The 15744-nt window shown below is 57.8% G+C and carries 17 protein-coding genes and 1 pseudogene; 15 read left to right on the top strand and 3 right to left on the bottom strand.

Translation table 11 applies throughout. The annotated features are described in order from the left end of the window. Positions 1–91: 91 nt before the first annotated feature. Positions 92–760 (top strand): hypothetical protein, encoded by a 669-nt coding sequence (locus tag J0X12_RS13445; protein WP_207046614.1) that lies wholly within the window; start codon positions 92–94, stop codon positions 758–760. A 16-nt stretch (positions 761–776) separates the two neighbouring features. On the opposite strand, the gene J0X12_RS13450 is transcribed toward J0X12_RS13445, so the two are convergent. The 3 genes from J0X12_RS13450 to erpA all read right to left on the bottom strand — a co-directional run bounded on the left by J0X12_RS13450 (position 777) and on the right by erpA (position 2931). After that, positions 777–1682, bottom strand: coding sequence for a hypothetical protein (locus tag J0X12_RS13450; RefSeq protein WP_207046616.1), 906 nt, complete (start codon positions 1680–1682; stop codon positions 777–779). A 65-nt stretch (positions 1683–1747) separates the two neighbouring features. Then, on the bottom strand, positions 1748–2515 hold the full coding sequence (gene xth, locus J0X12_RS13455; protein WP_207046618.1) for an exodeoxyribonuclease III: 768 nt from the start codon (positions 2513–2515) through the stop codon (positions 1748–1750). Positions 2516–2580: 65 nt separating this feature from the next. After that, positions 2581–2931: an iron-sulfur cluster insertion protein ErpA gene (erpA, locus tag J0X12_RS13460; RefSeq protein WP_237688140.1), complete on the bottom strand. Its 351-nt coding sequence runs from the start codon at positions 2929–2931 to the stop codon at positions 2581–2583. A 119-nt stretch (positions 2932–3050) separates the two neighbouring features. Between erpA and J0X12_RS13465 the strand changes: the two genes are divergently transcribed. From J0X12_RS13465 to J0X12_RS13530, 14 genes and pseudogenes are all read left to right on the top strand, one after another. Beyond that, entirely contained in the window at positions 3051–4076 is a 1026-nt protein-coding gene (locus tag J0X12_RS13465) for a DALR anticodon-binding domain-containing protein (RefSeq protein WP_207046620.1), read from the top strand. After that, on the top strand, positions 4077–4952 hold the full coding sequence (locus J0X12_RS17600; protein ID WP_207046622.1) for an SPOR domain-containing protein: 876 nt from the start codon (positions 4077–4079) through the stop codon (positions 4950–4952). Continuing rightward, the gene (nagZ, locus tag J0X12_RS13475; protein ID WP_337925159.1) at positions 4945–5979 is read left to right on the top strand and encodes a beta-N-acetylhexosaminidase; all 1035 of its coding nucleotides are present in this window, start codon (positions 4945–4947) and stop codon (positions 5977–5979) included. Before J0X12_RS17600 ends, nagZ begins: the two co-directional genes overlap by 8 nt. Then, positions 5979–6665 carry a site-2 protease family protein gene (locus J0X12_RS13480; protein ID WP_207046627.1) on the top strand — a complete coding sequence of 229 codons (687 nt, stop codon included), beginning with the start codon at positions 5979–5981 and terminating at the stop codon, positions 6663–6665. Before nagZ ends, J0X12_RS13480 begins: the two co-directional genes overlap by 1 nt. A gap of 49 nt (positions 6666–6714) precedes the next feature. After that, entirely contained in the window at positions 6715–7515 is an 801-nt protein-coding gene (locus J0X12_RS13485; RefSeq protein WP_337925154.1) for a segregation and condensation protein A, read from the top strand. Beyond that, entirely contained in the window at positions 7505–8113 is a 609-nt protein-coding gene (gene scpB / locus J0X12_RS13490) for an SMC-Scp complex subunit ScpB (RefSeq protein ID WP_207046629.1), read from the top strand. The genes J0X12_RS13485 and scpB overlap by 11 nt, the downstream gene beginning before the upstream one ends. Before the next feature lie 163 nt (positions 8114–8276). Further along, entirely contained in the window at positions 8277–9962 is a 1686-nt protein-coding gene (locus J0X12_RS13495; protein ID WP_420497082.1) for an ABC transporter permease, read from the top strand. Continuing rightward, positions 9962–11047, top strand: coding sequence for an ABC transporter ATP-binding protein (locus J0X12_RS13500; protein WP_207046633.1), 1086 nt, complete (start codon positions 9962–9964; stop codon positions 11045–11047). Before J0X12_RS13495 ends, J0X12_RS13500 begins: the two co-directional genes overlap by 1 nt. A gap of 148 nt (positions 11048–11195) precedes the next feature. Continuing rightward, positions 11196–11351, top strand: a pseudogene (gene tatA, locus J0X12_RS13505) (twin-arginine translocase TatA/TatE family subunit); the annotation flags it as partial. A gap of 131 nt (positions 11352–11482) precedes the next feature. After that, positions 11483–11965: a Sec-independent protein translocase protein TatB gene (gene tatB, locus J0X12_RS13510; RefSeq protein WP_207046637.1), complete on the top strand. Its 483-nt coding sequence runs from the start codon at positions 11483–11485 to the stop codon at positions 11963–11965. Continuing rightward, positions 11962–12834 carry a twin-arginine translocase subunit TatC gene (gene tatC, locus J0X12_RS13515; RefSeq protein ID WP_288900641.1) on the top strand — a complete coding sequence of 291 codons (873 nt, stop codon included), beginning with the start codon at positions 11962–11964 and terminating at the stop codon, positions 12832–12834. The genes tatB and tatC overlap by 4 nt, the downstream gene beginning before the upstream one ends. A 138-nt stretch (positions 12835–12972) precedes the next feature. Further along, positions 12973–14244, top strand: coding sequence for a serine--tRNA ligase (gene serS, locus J0X12_RS13520; protein ID WP_207046638.1), 1272 nt, complete (start codon positions 12973–12975; stop codon positions 14242–14244). 25 nt (positions 14245–14269) lie between these two features. Beyond that, positions 14270–15028 carry a 5'/3'-nucleotidase SurE gene (gene surE, locus J0X12_RS13525; protein WP_207046641.1) on the top strand — a complete coding sequence of 253 codons (759 nt, stop codon included), beginning with the start codon at positions 14270–14272 and terminating at the stop codon, positions 15026–15028. Next, on the top strand, positions 15028–15672 hold the full coding sequence (locus J0X12_RS13530) for a protein-L-isoaspartate(D-aspartate) O-methyltransferase (protein ID WP_420497083.1): 645 nt from the start codon (positions 15028–15030) through the stop codon (positions 15670–15672). Before surE ends, J0X12_RS13530 begins: the two co-directional genes overlap by 1 nt. The last annotated feature ends 72 nt before the right edge of the window (positions 15673–15744 follow it).

Genomic DNA, 15744 nt, shown 5'->3' on the forward strand with positions numbered 1-15744 from the left:
CGCATTTCTTTTCCTTCTCTCCGCCTGCCAGACGCCTCAGAAGAGTGTGCCTGTCTTCAGTGATGCAGAAGTCCAGAGGATGGTGTCACTGATGGAGCAAAGCGAACTTGAAGGACGCACTTTAAGCGCAAAACAGATCAAGGCGTTTTTTGAAGGGACGAATGTTCGGGGTATTTCTCGTTTTGGTGAAAGAATTGGCTTTTCCCTCTCCAAAGAGGGAGACAAGATGTTCGAGTTATTGGCATCTTTCTACGATGAAAACGGGAATGTAATCCGGAAAGACGCGGGTTTCTGGTGGACGGCAGGTGACAAAAAGCTTTGCGGTAAGTTGAAATCTTATGACAGATACAGGTCACATTGCTTTATCGTTGGATGGAAAGAAGACGAATATTTTCTGACCGATATTCGGGAGGAGCAAGTTTACTGGTTTAAAATTGTCAGCCTATATGATCCCTCGGGGAGCGCCAAGCCCAATGCCAGCAAAAGTTCGCGCGCCAGTGACAAAGAGCCAGGCGAGTATCATGTAGGGCGTATTATCGGCTATAGCGAGGTTTGTAGTGAGTTTCGCGGAATTGCGGCTGATCCACAAATTCTTCAGACCATCAAGCAACTGTTTGGTGCCAATCCGGACTTCAAGCGTGGCTATGCCGAGTTCGACAATTTCACGGGATTTGACTTCGTGACAGGCCTGACAGAATGCGAGGAAGCGAAGGCAGGCGTTGAAAAAGCATACAGCATATTAAAGTCCAAGGGGGGCTAGGGACGATACACCCCCCTCACAAACTCTTCACATATTGATGGGCGTCGGTGAGCGATAGGCCGTGAATTTCGCGCGCGAGGGCAGTGGCGCCGATGGCGTCGCCGCGACGGACCATCTCACGGAGGCGATCGTCCTGTGCCTCCTTTGAGAGGGTGAGGAGCGGGGCCTCCTCCTCCGCTTCATCCGTCTGCGTTCGGTAGAGGCCGTCCAGAATGGCCTCCGCCGCCGTCATCGATGGGGTGAGACGGGTCTTGCGCGTTGTCCAGTCGATACGGATCCCGCCGCTGTCAGGCAGAAATTTAATATCCGCCCCCTTGGCGCGGGACGTTACGCCCTTGATCCATGTCGAGGTCTTGCGACGGCGCTCCTCATTGAGGGCCGTCTCTATCGGTGCGAGATCATTCCCGTAAAGGGCCACGTTGAGCCATTGCTCATTCTGGAGGTGTTTATCTTCCGGGATGTCCCTATCGCCGATCATGCGGGTTTTCTGCCCTATGAACCGCATCCTGCGGATTTCCCGGGCAGGGATAAAGGCGACGATGGGATCGGCGGCGTTCAGGCGATAATCGCTGTAATGGCGGAGTTTGAGATAAAGCCCCTCCGGCACGGCGCGCAGGGTCCAGTTGCTCTTTTTCATGGCAGCAAGAGCGGAGGAGAGAAAGACAAGGCCGACGAGAGTGCAGATCAGGACAGTCGCGCTGCAGATGAACCAGATAAAGCTAACAAAGACCATGCCGAAGAGGGAGCCGCCCGTGCTGAACAGGTCATTCATCGCGAGAAATGCCGGAAAAGCGACACTCCAGCCAAGAAGGAACAGCGCGACGATCAAATGCCCTTTCCAGGACATTTTCGCGGTCAGAAGCGCCGGGTTTTTCAGCGCCTCCTCCTCAGGGATCAACTCAATTTTGCCATAACGGCCCATATGTCGTGCACCTTAGGTCTTTAGATGCGCGCAGGATAGCCGGAATTCCTTAATATTCTTTTGAGTCAGTCCGCGAGATCGACCCAGATCGGCGTGTGGTCGGAGGGCTTTTCCTGTCCGCGCGGGCCCTTGTCGATGCCGACTTCCGTCATCCGGTCGGTCGCTTGCGGCGAGAGGAGGAGATGGTCGATGCGGATGCCGTGATCCTTGGCCCACGCCCCGCGCTGATAATCCCAGTAGGTGTAGTTCACCTCGGTCGTGAAGGCGCGGTAGGCGTCGGTATAGCCAAAATTGAGAAGCTGGCGGAAACGGTTGCGGCTCTCCGGGCGGGTGAGGGCGTCACCCTCCCAGGCCTTGGGGTCGTAGCAATCCTCATCCTGCGGGATCACGTTGTAGTCGCCGGCGAGGACGGTCGGCTCCTCCAGAGTGAGGAGGTATTTCGCGCGGGCGATCAGCCGGTCCATCCAGCCCAGCTTGTAGGGGAACTTCTCCGTATCCGTCGGGTTGCCGTTCGGCAGGTAGATGGAGGCGATGCGGACATTATTGACGGTCGCCTCGATATAGCGGGCCTGTTCGTCCGTGTCGTCGCCCGGCAGGCCGCGCATGATATCCTCGATCGGGTGCTTGGAGAGGATTGCCACCCCGTTGTAGGTTTTCTGGCCGTGGGTCTCGACATTATAGCCCAGTTCCTCGACCTCCAGCCGCGGGAAGTTGTCGTCAATGACCTTCAACTCCTGCAGGCAGAGCACATCGGGGGCGTAGTCCTTCAGGTAATCGACAAGCCGCGGCAGGCGCGCTTTCACCGAATTGACGTTCCAGGTGGCTATCTTCATCTCTTACCCCACAAAAAAGCCCGGTCTTCCGCCGGGCCTTTTTTCTAACATTTTTAGGGAGTCAATCAAATGGCAAATGACGATCCGCAGGAGCAGGAAGCCGTCGCGTTCGGGTTCTTGATCTGGAACGACGCGCCGATCATGTCCTCGACAAAATCGATTTCCGATCCCGCGAGATACATCAAGGACAGCTGGTCGACAAGCAGGGTCGCCCCCTTGTTAATGACCGCTACATCGTCCGGGTTTTGCGTATCTTCCAGGTCGAAACTGTACTGAAAACCGGAGCAGCCGCCGCCATTCACCGCGACGCGCAGCATTTTCTTGTCGGACTTCATTTCCTCGACAATGGCATTGATCCGGTCGGCCGCCGATTCTGACAGTTTGACAGGGGGTTCCATTGTATCCATGACAGACATTGTATTTAAATTCCCAAATTACAAAGACAACTGGCCTTCGTTATAGAGACTATATAGCAAATGATGTATTAATCCTAAGCATGTTTGTCAATCGACGGTCCCGAAAAGTATCCTGCATAATGTCCATCAGCTATATAACCCAGGCCCGTACGGCGCTTCAATCTGCCCTCGATGCGGTTGAGCTGCCCGAACCGGGGGCGAAAGCGGCGTTACAGCGGGATATTACCCTGCGTCCGCCAAGGGAAGTGTCCTATGGTGATATTTCAACAAATGCCTGTATTATACTGAAATCAAACAAAAATATTGACTTCGAAAAGACATCAAAGGCGGTTGTCTCGGCCTTGAAGGAGTTGGATGGGATCGCAACTGTCCGGCTGGAAGATAACGGCTATATCAACCTCTTTTATTCTCATAAATACTGGTTAAATAATATTATACCGGTATTGAAAGAAGGGTCTGACTTCGGGCTTGCCGGAATGGCAAAAGAAAAATGCGAAAGTCCCGTTCCGGCAGAGGTTCTCGATCTCGCCAGCTACCGCGAACAGGCAAATGCAGAGGCGCTGGAGCGTATCGCGGCGCTCATGGGGGCGGAAGTAGAGCGCGTAACCCTGCCGCAGCGGGCGGCGGCAGGTTATCCGCTTGCCTCCGCGATTGCGAAATGCAGCGAGGGGAAAACGCGATTTGCCGTTCTTGCCAATCCGCCCGGCTTTATTGATGCGTTCAGCCCTATTTTAGCCATAGACCGGCATTATGATAACCCGGTTTTCGCGATCCCTTATGCGCGCCTGATGCTGCACCGGCTCGGGGCGACAGCAGAGGAGGCGAAAGCCGGGATAAGCGACGGGGTGGATATGTCAGTTCTGAAATTGCCGGAAGAGGTGGCGCTGGCGCGGCGAATAAGCGACTGGCCGCTGGCGCTTGAGCGTGCGGTAAGGAAGCGGGACGCATTTTATCTGGCCTCTTTCCTCCAGGAGCTTTCCTTGCTATTTTTCCGTCTCAATAAGCGGGTGCATCTTATATCGTCGACCTATCTGACGGCGGAGGCGGAGCGGTCGGCACGTGTTGGGTTGCTGGGCGCGCTCGATGTGATTTTAATCGGCGGCGTGACACTTCTCGGCGTTGATACAGTAAAGGAGTATGGTTAAGTGACTGGCGAAGATGACTACCTGGACGACGACTTCTACGACGGCGATGACGAGCCACGCTTCAGCCGCAAAAAATGGATCGGCGGCATTCTCGCCCTCCTGATAATCGGCGGTTTCGGAATTGGTATCTGGTATGCCTATGACCAGGGCGTGAAAAAAGGCGTTCAACTCGCCCCGCCCATCATCAGCGCCGACACATCACCCGTCAAGATAAAGCCTGACGATCCGGGCGGGATGGACATTCCCAACCAGGACAAGCAGGTCTTTAACGTTCTTCAATCCGGCGATGCGCCCGAAAAGGTGGAAAAGCTGATGCCGCCGCCGGAAGACTCGATAAAGGATGAAACGGCAGAGCAGGCGCAGGATTCCGCGATGACAACCGCGGAAAAGGCGGCCGATGAAAGCAAGCTTGAAACCCTGATCGAGAAGGCAACGAAAGACGCCCCGGCGGCCGATGCAGCAGCGTCGCAGGCGGCTGACAAGGCGGCGGGCGGCGAGAGCGCCTCTAACGCGATCAAGTTGCCGGAGGTTGTTGTCCAGAAGGTGGAGGCCAAGCCGGTTGAGGAAAAGACCGAGGTGGCAGCGGCGTCTGCCCCTGCAAAGGTCGAGGAGCCAAAGACCGGCGGCCCGTTCTATCGTGTTCAGGTTGGCTCTTTCCGGTCACCTGATGCGGCTGAAAAACAATGGTCGACGCTGTCCAGCAAATATAAGTCGCTACTCTCCGGCCTCACCTATCGGGTGCAGGACGTTGCGGTCAAGGACAAGGGCACCTATTACCGCTTGCAGCTTGGCGCCTATGACAGCCGCGATGGGGCCAACAAGCTGTGCAGTGACCTGAAGGCACAAAAGCAGGATTGTCTCGTTGTCAGTGGTTGATTTAACCAACTGCCGCTCTGTCATTTTTGGCTGTGAAGGAACGACTCTATCCGCCGCGGAGAAGAAATTCTTCAAGGCGGAGCAGCCTGTCGGCTTTATTCTGTTTTCCCGGAATGTAGAGACGCCCAAACAGCTCAAGAAACTCGTCAAATCCCTGCGCACCGCGGTTGGCCGACCCGATGCCCCGGTGCTGATCGATCAGGAGGGTGGCCGGGTGCAGCGCTTGCGGGCGCCGCACTGGTTCGAGGCGAAGTCTTTCGGCCATTTCGGGGATCTTTACCAGACCGATCCGGAGCGGGCAATTGAGGCGCTGCGCCTGACCGCGCGCCTGATCGCGGCAGACCTGCGGGAGGCGGGGATCACTGTCAACTGCACCCCCTGTCTCGACCTTCACCTGCCGGAGACGGTGGATGCCATCGGCAATCGCGCCTTCGCCGACAACCCGCAGGTTGTCGCCCGTCTCGGCGCGGTGGTGGCGGAGGAAATGCTGACCGCCGGGATCATTCCCGTGGTCAAGCATATGCCGGGCCATGGCCGGGCCACCATCGACAGCCATCATGCCTTGCCTCATGTCGGCGCGCCGCATGATACCCTGCAGGAAACGGATTTCGCCCCCTTCAAGACACTCTCCGTGCTCCCCTGGGGCATGACCAGCCATATTGTGTTTGACGCCATCGACCCGGATCACCCGGCGACCCAGTCCGCTGCCATTATCAAGGACGTTATTCGCGGCGAGATCGGCTTTAGCGGGCTGCTCCTGACCGATGACCTTAATATGGAGGCGCTTTCTGGCAGCCTGGCGGAGCGGGCGACGGCCGCGCTGGAGGCCGGTGTGGACATCGTGCTTCATTGCTCGGGCGTGCTGACGGAGATGCAGGAGTTGGCGGCGGTCTGCCCGCCGCTGACGGAGGAGGCGCAGGCGCGGATTGAACTTGGCAACCGGGTATTTGATCACACGCCGGACAAGATAGACGCGAAGGCGGATCTCGCGCGGCTTAACGATCTTCTGGAAACGGACATCGCCTGATGGACTTTGGTCATATTCTCTACCAGATTTCCGTCTGGATCGTCCCGGCGCTTGCCGCGATTACCCTGCATGAGGCGGCGCATGGCTTCGTTGCCTGGAAACTCGGCGATGACACGGCGAAGCGGCAGGGGCGTGTGACCTTCAATCCGTTCAAGCATATCGACCCGATGGGGACCATTATTATTCCGGGTATCCTGTTGCTGGTGAAGGCGCCCTTCCTGTTCGGCTATGCCAAGCCGGTTCCGGTGAATTTCGGGCGTCTGAATAATCCGCGCCGCGATATGGTCTGGGTGGCGCTGGCGGGACCGGGAATGAACTTCCTGCTTGCCTTCCTCTTCGCCCTCGGCTTTCACCTGCTGGCGTTTATGCCGGTGGGGGCCATGGCCTGGTTCGCGGAGAATTTTAAAAACGGTATTATTCTCAACGTTGTCCTTGGTGTTTTTAACCTTTTGCCACTGCCGCCGCTGGATGGCGGACGGGTGGCCGTCGGCATTCTGCCCGACAGGCTCGCCCTGCCGCTTGCCCGGCTGGAACGCTATGGGTTCTTTATTCTGATCGGCGTTATTTTCCTTCTTCCCATGATCACGCGCCAACTCGGCATGGAGGTTGATCTGCTGAACTGGCTGTTCACCGGACCCATCAGCTATGTGGTCAATCTGATTGCCAATCTGGCGGGTCTGGGCTAGGCTTTTGTGATGTTGACATGGTCACGAAAAGCAGTTGAGGCGCCGCGCCGTGGATAAGGGATCCTTCGACGACGCGGGGCAGAAAAACACCGAGGTTATTCCGCTTCCCTCCCATGCCCTGCTGGTTGATCTTGACGGGTATGAGGGACCGCTGGATGTGCTGCTGGTGCTCGCACGGGACCAGAAGGTCGATCTTCTCAAAATCTCCATCCTACAACTGGCGGAGCAGTATCTCGCCTTTATCGAGCAGGCCCACGCGCTCCGTCTGGAAGTGGCGGCGGATTATCTGGTGATGGCGGCCTGGCTCGCCTATCTGAAATCGCGTCTGCTGCTCCCGGTGGAGGATGATGACGGCCCCAGCGGGGAGGAGCTTGCCGATCGGCTGGCGTTCCTGCTGAAAAAGCTGGAGGCCATGCGCGAGGCGGCGGAAAAGCTGATGAACGGCACTGTCGTTGGGCGGGACAGGTTGCAGCGCGGCCGGCCGGAAGCGATCCGGATTACGCGGCACTCAAAATATGAATGCAGTTTGCGCGACTTGTTGCAGGCCTACGCCGAACAAAAGGAACGCAAGGGCATTATCAACCCGCTGCGCCTGATGCGGGATACCGTCTTCACCGTTGAGGCCGCACTGGACCGGCTTGAAAAGATGCTCGGCACCCTGCCGGAATGGACCGATCTGATGGCCTATCTGCCGGAAAATCTCTCCGATCCGTTCAGCCGCCGCTCGGCCCAGGCCTCGACCCTGCTGGCAAGCTTGCAGATGGCAAAAGAAGGACAGCTTGAACTACGTCAGGGCGCGACCTTTGGCCCCATTCAGGTAAAAAAGAGGAATAACGGGAATGAGTCTTGATCCCGAACATGTGAGAATGGCGGAAGCCCTGCTGTTTGCCTCAAAGGAACCGCTGGATGAGGCGGCACTGGCAGAACGACTGCCCGAGGGCGCCGATATTCCAGCGATCCTCGCCACGATCGAGGAGCATTACCGGCACAAGGGGGTCAACCTGACGCGCCTTGCCGGGAAATGGACCTTTCTGACTGCGCCTGATCTTTCCTGGCTGCTGGAGGAGGAGCGGGAGACAACCCGCCGTCTCAGCCGCGCGGCGTTGGAGACCCTTGCCATTATCGCCTATCACCAGCCGGTGACCCGCGCCGAGATCGAGGAAATTCGCGGCGTCGGATTGAGCCGGGGCACCATGGACGTCCTGTTCGATGCAGGCTGGATCCGCCCGCGCGGGCGTCGCCGGACACCGGGGCGGCCGGTCACCTACGGGGTGACGGAAGACTTCCTTATTCATTTCGGTCTGGATGACATCAAGGACCTGCCGGGCTTTGACGAGATGAAGGCGGCGGGGCTGTTGAATACGGAACCGACCGGCATCTTCAGGGACCTTGCCCGTGCCAACGAGGAGGAAGACAGCCTCGAAGACCCGGAGGAAGAGGAGCTCTAGCCGGGTTTCGGCGCGGCGATTTGCCGCTTGATATCTTTCTTTTCTTTGCCAATGCAAATGATTACTATTTACGGATAGCGCCATGTGGCTTAGATAAGCCTCTGAGTGCGAACCGGAAAGAGGAACATTTTTGGCTGTTCTGGAATTTGAAAATCAGCAACCCCTGACAGGGCTGGGGCGGCGGCGCAAGGGCGCGTCCGCGGCGACAGCTTTTGTGTTGCTGATCGCGCTGGTCCTGTCGATCCCGGTCCTGGTCGTCCTCGGTTACGTCTTCGTGCCGGCGCAGGACATCTGGGCCCATCTCGCCAGCACGGTTCTCCCGGTTTATCTCTACAACACGGTACTGCTGGCGCTTGGCGTGGCCGCAATGGTGCTGGTTATCGGGGTAGGGGCGGCCTGGCTGGTGACCATGTGCGAGTTTCCGGGACGCAGGATATTCTCCTGGGCGCTGTTCCTGCCACTAGCCATGCCCGCCTATATCATCGCCTACACCTACACCGGGATGTTCGATTTCGCCGGGCCGATCCAGACAATGCTGCGCGACAGCTTCGGCTGGAGCCGGGCCGATTACTGGTTCCCTGCGATCCGCAGTCTCGGCGGGGCCATCGTCATGCTTGGCCTTGTGCTCTATCCCTATGTCTACCTGGTCAGCCGCGCTGCCTTTCTGGAACAGTCGATTTGCGCGCTGGAAGTGGGGCGCACTTTGGGGCGCGGCCCCTGGCGCGGGTTTTTCTCGATCGCGCTGCCGCTTGCCCGTCCGGCCATTGTGACCGGGCTGGCGCTCGCCCTGATGGAGACCCTGAGCGATTTCGGCACAGTCGAGTATTTCGCCGTCGATACCTTTACCACCGGCATCTACCGTACCTGGTTCGGACTTGGCGAACCGGCGGCGGCGGCGCAGCTCGCGGCGATCCTGATGCTCTTTGTCTTCACCCTGATCCTGATCGAGCGGTTCAACCGGGGAAAGCGCAAATTCCATCACACGACCGGCCGGTACCAGAAGATCACCCGCTACCGCCTCGGCAAGGGCCGTCAGACTCTCGCGTTTGTGGCCTGTGCGCTGCCGATCCTTCTCGGCTTCCTGCTGCCGACGGGCTGGCTGTTGAAAGACAGTATTTCCCATTCGAGCAGCGCCTTTAACGCGCATTTCCCGACCCTTGTCCTGAACAGCGTGACGGTCGCCCTGATTGCGGCGGGGTTGTCGTTGCTGCTGGCGCTGCTCCTGATTTACGGGCTGCGGCGGGAGAGCCGCGCACCTTCCCGGCTGGAACAGGGGGCGTTGCGCGTGGCGTCCATGGGGTATGCGGTGCCAGGTCCGGTCCTTGCGGTCGGGATCATGCTGCCGTTCGGGTTTATCGACAACACCGTCGATCAATGGATGCGCGCGTCCTTCGGGATTTCCACCGGCTTGCTCCTGAGCGGCACCATGGTAGCACTACTGTTCGCCTATATTGTCCGCTTCCTCGCCATCTCCCTCAACACGGTGGAGGCGGGATCTGACACGGTGACTCCAAACATGGATCGGGCGGCGCGGACGCTCGGGGTAACGGGACTCAAAAAGCTTCTCCGGGTACATATCCCAATTGTGTCCGGCAGCCTGATGACGGCGGTTCTCCTTGTCTTTGTCGATGTGATGAAGGAGCTGCCGGCGACCTTGGTGCTGCGGCCATTTGGCTTTGACACATTGGCGATCCGCGCCTATGAAATGGCGAGCGATGAGCGGCTGGCGGACGCGGCCGCGCCGTCGCTGGCCATTGTCATCGTCGGTATCCTCCCGGTTATTGTCCTGAGCCGGGCAATCGCCAAATCCCGTCCAGGGCAGAATTCACGCGCGAGAAGCGATTTTTGATGAGTAATCTGATTTTCAGGAATGTCCGTCACCAATATGACGGGGTCAATTCCGTTGATATTGAATATCTGGAAGTGGGGGCGGGCAAGCTGGTCTGCCTGCTGGGGCCGTCTGGCTGCGGTAAATCGACCACTTTGCGGCTTGCGGCGGGGCTGGAAAGCCCGATGAGTGGTGAAATCAGCATCGAGGGCGAGGTGATGGCCAACGACCGGATTTTCGTCGGGCCGGAAGATCGCCGTGTCGGGCTGATGTTTCAGGATTACGCGCTGTTTCCGCATTTGACAGTGGAAGATAATGTCGCCTTCGGCCTGACGCAGCTTGGCGGGAAAGAACGCCGTGCCCGTGCCCGGGCCATGCTGGAAACCGTTGGCCTGGCGGAGTCGGCGCGGAAATATCCGCATATGCTCTCGGGCGGGGAGCAGCAGCGCGTGGCGCTTGCCCGGGCGCTTGCGCCATCCCCGCGGATCATGCTGATGGATGAACCGTTCTCCGGGCTGGATGTGGTCTTGCGCAACCGGGTGCGGGATGAGACCCTGACCCTGCTGAAGGAAATGGGCACGACCGTGCTGATGGTCACGCACGATCCGGAGGAGGCCATGCGCATGGCGGACGAGATCGTGCTGATGCGGGACGGCCGGATTGTCCAGCAGGGCAGCGCCGGTGCGCTCTACAACCGCCCGGTAGATGCCTTCGCGGCATCATTCCTGGGTGACGTCAATACTGTCACGGCGCACCGAAATGGCGATATTTTCGAGACCGACCTCGGCCCGATACCCGTCTCCGCCGCCTCCAATGGTGATACGGTGACTGATATCCTGGTGCGGCCGGAGGCAATCCGCTTTCTGCCTGTCGTTAATCCAGAGAAGCCGACCGGCACAGTGGTGCTGTCCCGGAATCTCGGTGCCTACAGCCTTGTTGACGTCCAGTTCGAGAGCGGGATGCGGGTAACGGCGCGCGTCGCCTCGATGTATCAGCCAAAGGTGGGGACAAGCTGCTCTCTTTCGCTTAATTTGAGCGGCGTTTTCATTTTTCCGGAACCGGGAAATGCCCAATACGTCGATAAACCCATATCAAACACGAATTAAATGTCGTATAAACGCCTATAGACCTTTATATAAAGCGAAGGAAGAACCGCAGAGATCCTTGAAAAAGCTCCGAATCGGAAACTTTTCAGTCTATGTGGTCGTCATACAGTTTTAAGATATTCTCGAGACGAGAACAGGAGCATAAAACATGAGTATTGGTCCGTGGCAAATCATATTAATTCTTGTCATCGTGCTCATCATTTTTGGTGCGGGCAAGTTGCCGCGCGTTGCCGGTGATCTGGCAAAAGGCATCAAGAATTTCAAAAAAGGCATGACTGAGGAAGACAAGCCGGAAACGGCTGAGGACGGCAAGACGGAAGTGCTTGAATCCGCCAGCAATAATGACAAGCCCGAGAACAAGGACAAGGCTGCGCAGGGCTGAATCTGTTGCAGCTCAAGTCATGAAACCCTTCAACCTGGATGAAGTGAAAAGCCATGTTTGATATTGGCTGGTCGGAAATGGTGTTTGTGCTGGTGATTGCCGTTCTGGTCATCGGGCCAAAAGACCTGCCGCGTGCGATCTCGACCATCGGGAAGTATGTCCGCAAGGCGCGATCCATGGCCCGGGATTTCCAATCCGGTATCGACGATCTCGCCCGCGAGACAGAACTTGACGATATCAAGAAGGACATCCAGAAGGGGACGGATTTCAATATCAAGAAGCAGATTGAGGATGCGGTCGATCCAACAGGCTCCAAGGAGGGTATGTTCAACGACATCAAGCCGCAGATCCGCGATCCGCGCGACAGCGCCAACAACTATTCTGCGCCCCCCGAGAAACCCGCACCGGCCGCGAAAAGCGGGGACGGGGCGCCAAGTCCCTCCAAGACCGACGCTCCGGCAGAAAAGCCGGCCGCAAGCACCGCTGTAAAGGCGGATGTTCCCCCTGAGCAGAAACCGGAAACCAAAGCGTCGTGAACGATACTGAGATTGACGAGAACAAGGCTCCCCTGATGGAGCATCTGATCGAGTTCCGTAACCGGCTGGTCTACTCGGTCATTGCGCTTCTTGTGGCGTTTATCCTCTGTTACATCATCTCGGAAGACCTGTTCGCATTCCTCGTCCGGCCACTGGTCGAGGCGATGGGTGACGATGTGGAAGGCCGCCGGATGATTTTCACCGGCCTGCATGAGGCGTTCTTCACCTATATCAAGATCGCCTTCTTTGCGGCGATTTTTATCTCCTTCCCGATTATTGCGACGCAGATCTGGATTTTCGTGGCGCCCGGCCTCTACAAGAATGAGAAGAAGGCGTTTTTGCCTTTTCTGGTGGTGACACCGATCCTGTTTTTCCTCGGTGGCGCTCTGGCCTATGAAATTGTCATGCCGCTCGCATGGAAATTCCTGCTCAGTTTTGAAAGTAACGGCCAGGCCAGCCTTTATGCGCGGGCCGTTGCCGCAATTGTCGAGCATTACCCGACGATGGCAAATTACCTGCCCACACCGTCCGAGCCGATGGCCCTACCGATCCAGTCGGAAACGCGGGTCAGCGAGTATCTCAGCCTCTCGATGAAGCTGATCTTTGCCTTCGGGCTGTGTTTCCAGCTGCCGGTCCTGCTGACGCTGCTCGGGCGGGTCGGCATCGTTACCTCCGCCGGGCTGAAGGCGAAATTCAAATACTCGATCGTGTTCGCCTTTATCGCGGCGGCGATCCTGACACCGCCGGACCCGTTGAGTCAGATCACTCTCGCGATCCCGATCATTGTCCTCTACGCGATTTCCATCGTCAGTGTGCGTATGGTCGAGAAAAAGCGTGAGGAGCGTGAGGCCCTGGAAGACGAGGACTGATCTATCCCGTCATTCCTGTGGGCTGGCCACAACATTTTTTGACAGAAATTCACAAGACGGTGCAAACCCCTCTGGACGTCGGGCGGCCCGGCCCTTATACACAGAACATCCATCCTTCAATACCGAAATGACGTTCTTATGCTCGACTTAAAATGGATCAGGGAAAACCCGGAAGCTTTTGATGCGGCCATGGCGCGGCGCGGCCTGTCACCGCAGTCCGAGGGGCTGCTCATCCTCGATGCGGACAAGCGGAAAATCCAGACCGACATGCAGGAGGTTCAGGCCCGCAGGAACGCTGCCGCGAAGGAAATCGGCAAGGCAAAAGCGTCCGGCGGCGATGCCGATGCCCTGATCCGTGAGGTGGCCGACCTGAAGGGCGCCGCGCAGGATCTTGAGGCGCGCGAACGCGAGTTGCAGGCAGAGCTGGACATGGCGCTTTCCGTCCTGCCCAATATCATGAAGGATGACGTTCCGGATGGCGCGAGCGAGGACGATAATGTCGAACTCCGCCGTGTCGGCGATATCCGGAATTTCGATTTCAAGCCGAAAGAGCATTACGAGCTTGGCGACGCGCTCGGCATGATGGATTTCGAGACAGCGGCGAAGCTCTCCGGCTCACGCTTTGTCGTCACCAGCGGCCAGATTGCCCGGCTGGAACGGGCGCTTGCCGCCTTTATGGTTGATGTGCATACACTGGAAAAGGGCTATCTGGAAGTCTCCCCGCCGGTGATGGTGCGCGGCGACAGCCTGTTCGGAACGGGCCAGCTCCCGAAATTCGAGGAGGATTTGTACAAGACGGCCGAGGATCAGTACATGATCCCCACCGCGGAAGTGCCGCTGACCAACCTGGTTCGGGAAAGCATCCTCAGCGAGGAGGAACTACCGAAGCGTTTTACTGCCCATACGCTCTGCTTCCGGTCCGAGGCGGGATCAGCGGGCAAGGACACGGCCGGCATGCTGCGCCAGCATCAGTTCGCAAAGGTCGAGATGGTTTCCATCACCACGCCGGATCAGTCCGACGCCGAGCATGAGCGGATGACCGCCTGCGCCGAGGATATACTGAAAAGGCTTGGGCTGCCGTACCGCGTTGTCGTGCTTTGCAGTGGCGATACCGGCTTCGGTGCGCGCAAAACCTACGATATCGAGGTGTGGCTGCCGGGTCAGGATACTTACCGCGAGATTTCAAGCTGCTCCAACTGCGGGGATTTCCAAGCCCGCCGGATGAAGGCGCGGTTCCGCCCCGAGGGCGAGAAGGGAACGCAGTTCGTGCATACGCTCAACGGGTCCGGCCTTGCTGTCGGGCGGACGCTGATCGCGGTGATGGAAAACTACCAGCAGGCGGATGGATCGATCAAGATACCGGATGCACTCGTGCCCTATATGGGCGGGGTGACGGAAATCCGGGCCTAGTACAAGAAAAACAAGGAACAATATTTTGCGAATTCTACTCAGTAACGATGACGGATATAGCGCGCCCGGGATGGAAACACTTCGGCGCATTGCGGCCGCGCTTTCCGATGATATCTATGTGGTGGCCCCGGAAAAAGAACAGAGCGGGGCGTCGCGTTCGTTGACCCTGCATGATCCCATCCGCATCAATAAATACTCCGATCGCGAATATTCCGTGGAGGGAACGCCCACGGATTGCGTGATGATGGCGATGAACCACCTGTTCAAGGATAAGCGGCCCGACCTGATCCTCTCCGGCGTCAACCGGGGCGGCAATCTCGGCGAAGATGTGCTCTATTCGGGAACTGTCGCGGCCGCGAGTGAGGGATGCCTGCTCGGTGTGCGGTCAGTTGCGCTCAGCCAGTGTGTCGCTCCGGATGGCGCGACATTCCATTGGGACACGGCGGAGGCTCTGGCGCCTGATATCATTCGCAAGCTCCTCGATTTCGAGTGGGGTCCGGATGTGCTGATCAACCTGAACTTTCCGGCATTGCCAAAAGTGCAGGTAAAAGGCATCGATGTGACAGAGCAGGGCAAGCGTGACCTGTCCAATCTTTCCATCGATGACCGGGTCGACGCGCGCGGGCGGGAATATTTCTGGCTTGGCTACCGTCCTTCCTTCGGCGATCCGCCAAAGGGGACGGATCTATGGTCGGTGGCAAACGGTCGGGTATCCATTACACCGCTCAAGCTCAACCTGACGAAGGTGGCGCTGGCGGACAAGATAAAGAAGGCATTTGCGTGATTGAAAATCCTGCCCAGAAAATCCGCCTGATTATGGAGCTTCGCCGGCAGGGGATCAGCAATACCGAGGTCCTCTCGGCGATCGAGCGGGTGCCGCGCGACGCTTTCGTGCCCAAGACTTTCCGGGATCGGGCGTATGAGAATATCGCCCTTCCCATCGCCAGCGGCCAGACCATCAGCCAGCCCTATGTGGTCGCCTACATGACCCAGATGCTGAAGCTGGACAAACGGCGCAAGGTGCTGGAAATCGGCACCGGGTCCGGGTACCAGACGGCGATCCTTGCCCGTCTTTGCCGCCGGGTCTATTCGATTGAGCGATACCGCAACCTGCTGGAACAGGCGGAGGCGGCGTTCGAGGAGCTGAAGATCACCAACATCACGACGCGCCTCGGCGATGGCTATAAAGGGTGGCCGGAACAGGCGCCGTTTGACCGGATTATCGTGACGGCGGCGGCGGAGGAAGTGCCCGAGGCATTGCTCGATCAGCTCGGCCCGGACGGGATCATGGTCCTGCCCGTGGGCAAGGATTCCGCGAACCAGCATATATTGCGGTTAAGCAAGGACAAGGACGGTGATGTGTCGGAGGAGGTCCTGCTGCCCGTTCGATTCGTGCCCATGGTTCAAGGGGTTGCTGAAGAATCTTAATTTAGCACTATATATTGTATGTGCTTAAATTTGTTGTGATTCGCGGCCTTTTATGCTTAATATCGAAGCATT

The sequence above is a fragment of the Sneathiella sedimenti genome (assembly GCF_017313765.1).
Lineage (GTDB): Bacteria > Pseudomonadota > Alphaproteobacteria > Sneathiellales > Sneathiellaceae > Sneathiella > Sneathiella sedimenti.

Coding starts and splice junctions, on each gene's coding strand:
- J0X12_RS13500 (WP_207046633.1), top strand. CDS start 9,962: ATGAGTAATCTGATTTTCAGGAATGTCCGTCACCAATATGACGGGGTC.
- xth (WP_207046618.1), bottom strand. CDS start 2,515: ATGAAGATAGCCACCTGGAACGTCAATTCGGTGAAAGCGCGCCTGCCG.
- J0X12_RS13480 (WP_207046627.1), top strand. CDS start 5,979: ATGGACTTTGGTCATATTCTCTACCAGATTTCCGTCTGGATCGTCCCG.
- J0X12_RS13465 (WP_207046620.1), top strand. CDS start 3,051: ATGTCCATCAGCTATATAACCCAGGCCCGTACGGCGCTTCAATCTGCC.
- tatB (WP_207046637.1), top strand. CDS start 11,483: ATGTTTGATATTGGCTGGTCGGAAATGGTGTTTGTGCTGGTGATTGCC.
- J0X12_RS13450 (WP_207046616.1), bottom strand. CDS start 1,682: ATGGGCCGTTATGGCAAAATTGAGTTGATCCCTGAGGAGGAGGCGCTG.
- serS (WP_207046638.1), top strand. CDS start 12,973: ATGCTCGACTTAAAATGGATCAGGGAAAACCCGGAAGCTTTTGATGCG.
- J0X12_RS13445 (WP_207046614.1), top strand. CDS start 92: ATGGAGCAAAGCGAACTTGAAGGACGCACTTTAAGCGCAAAACAGATC.
- scpB (WP_207046629.1), top strand. CDS start 7,505: ATGAGTCTTGATCCCGAACATGTGAGAATGGCGGAAGCCCTGCTGTTT.
- erpA (WP_237688140.1), bottom strand. CDS start 2,931: ATGTCTGTCATGGATACAATGGAACCCCCTGTCAAACTGTCAGAATCG.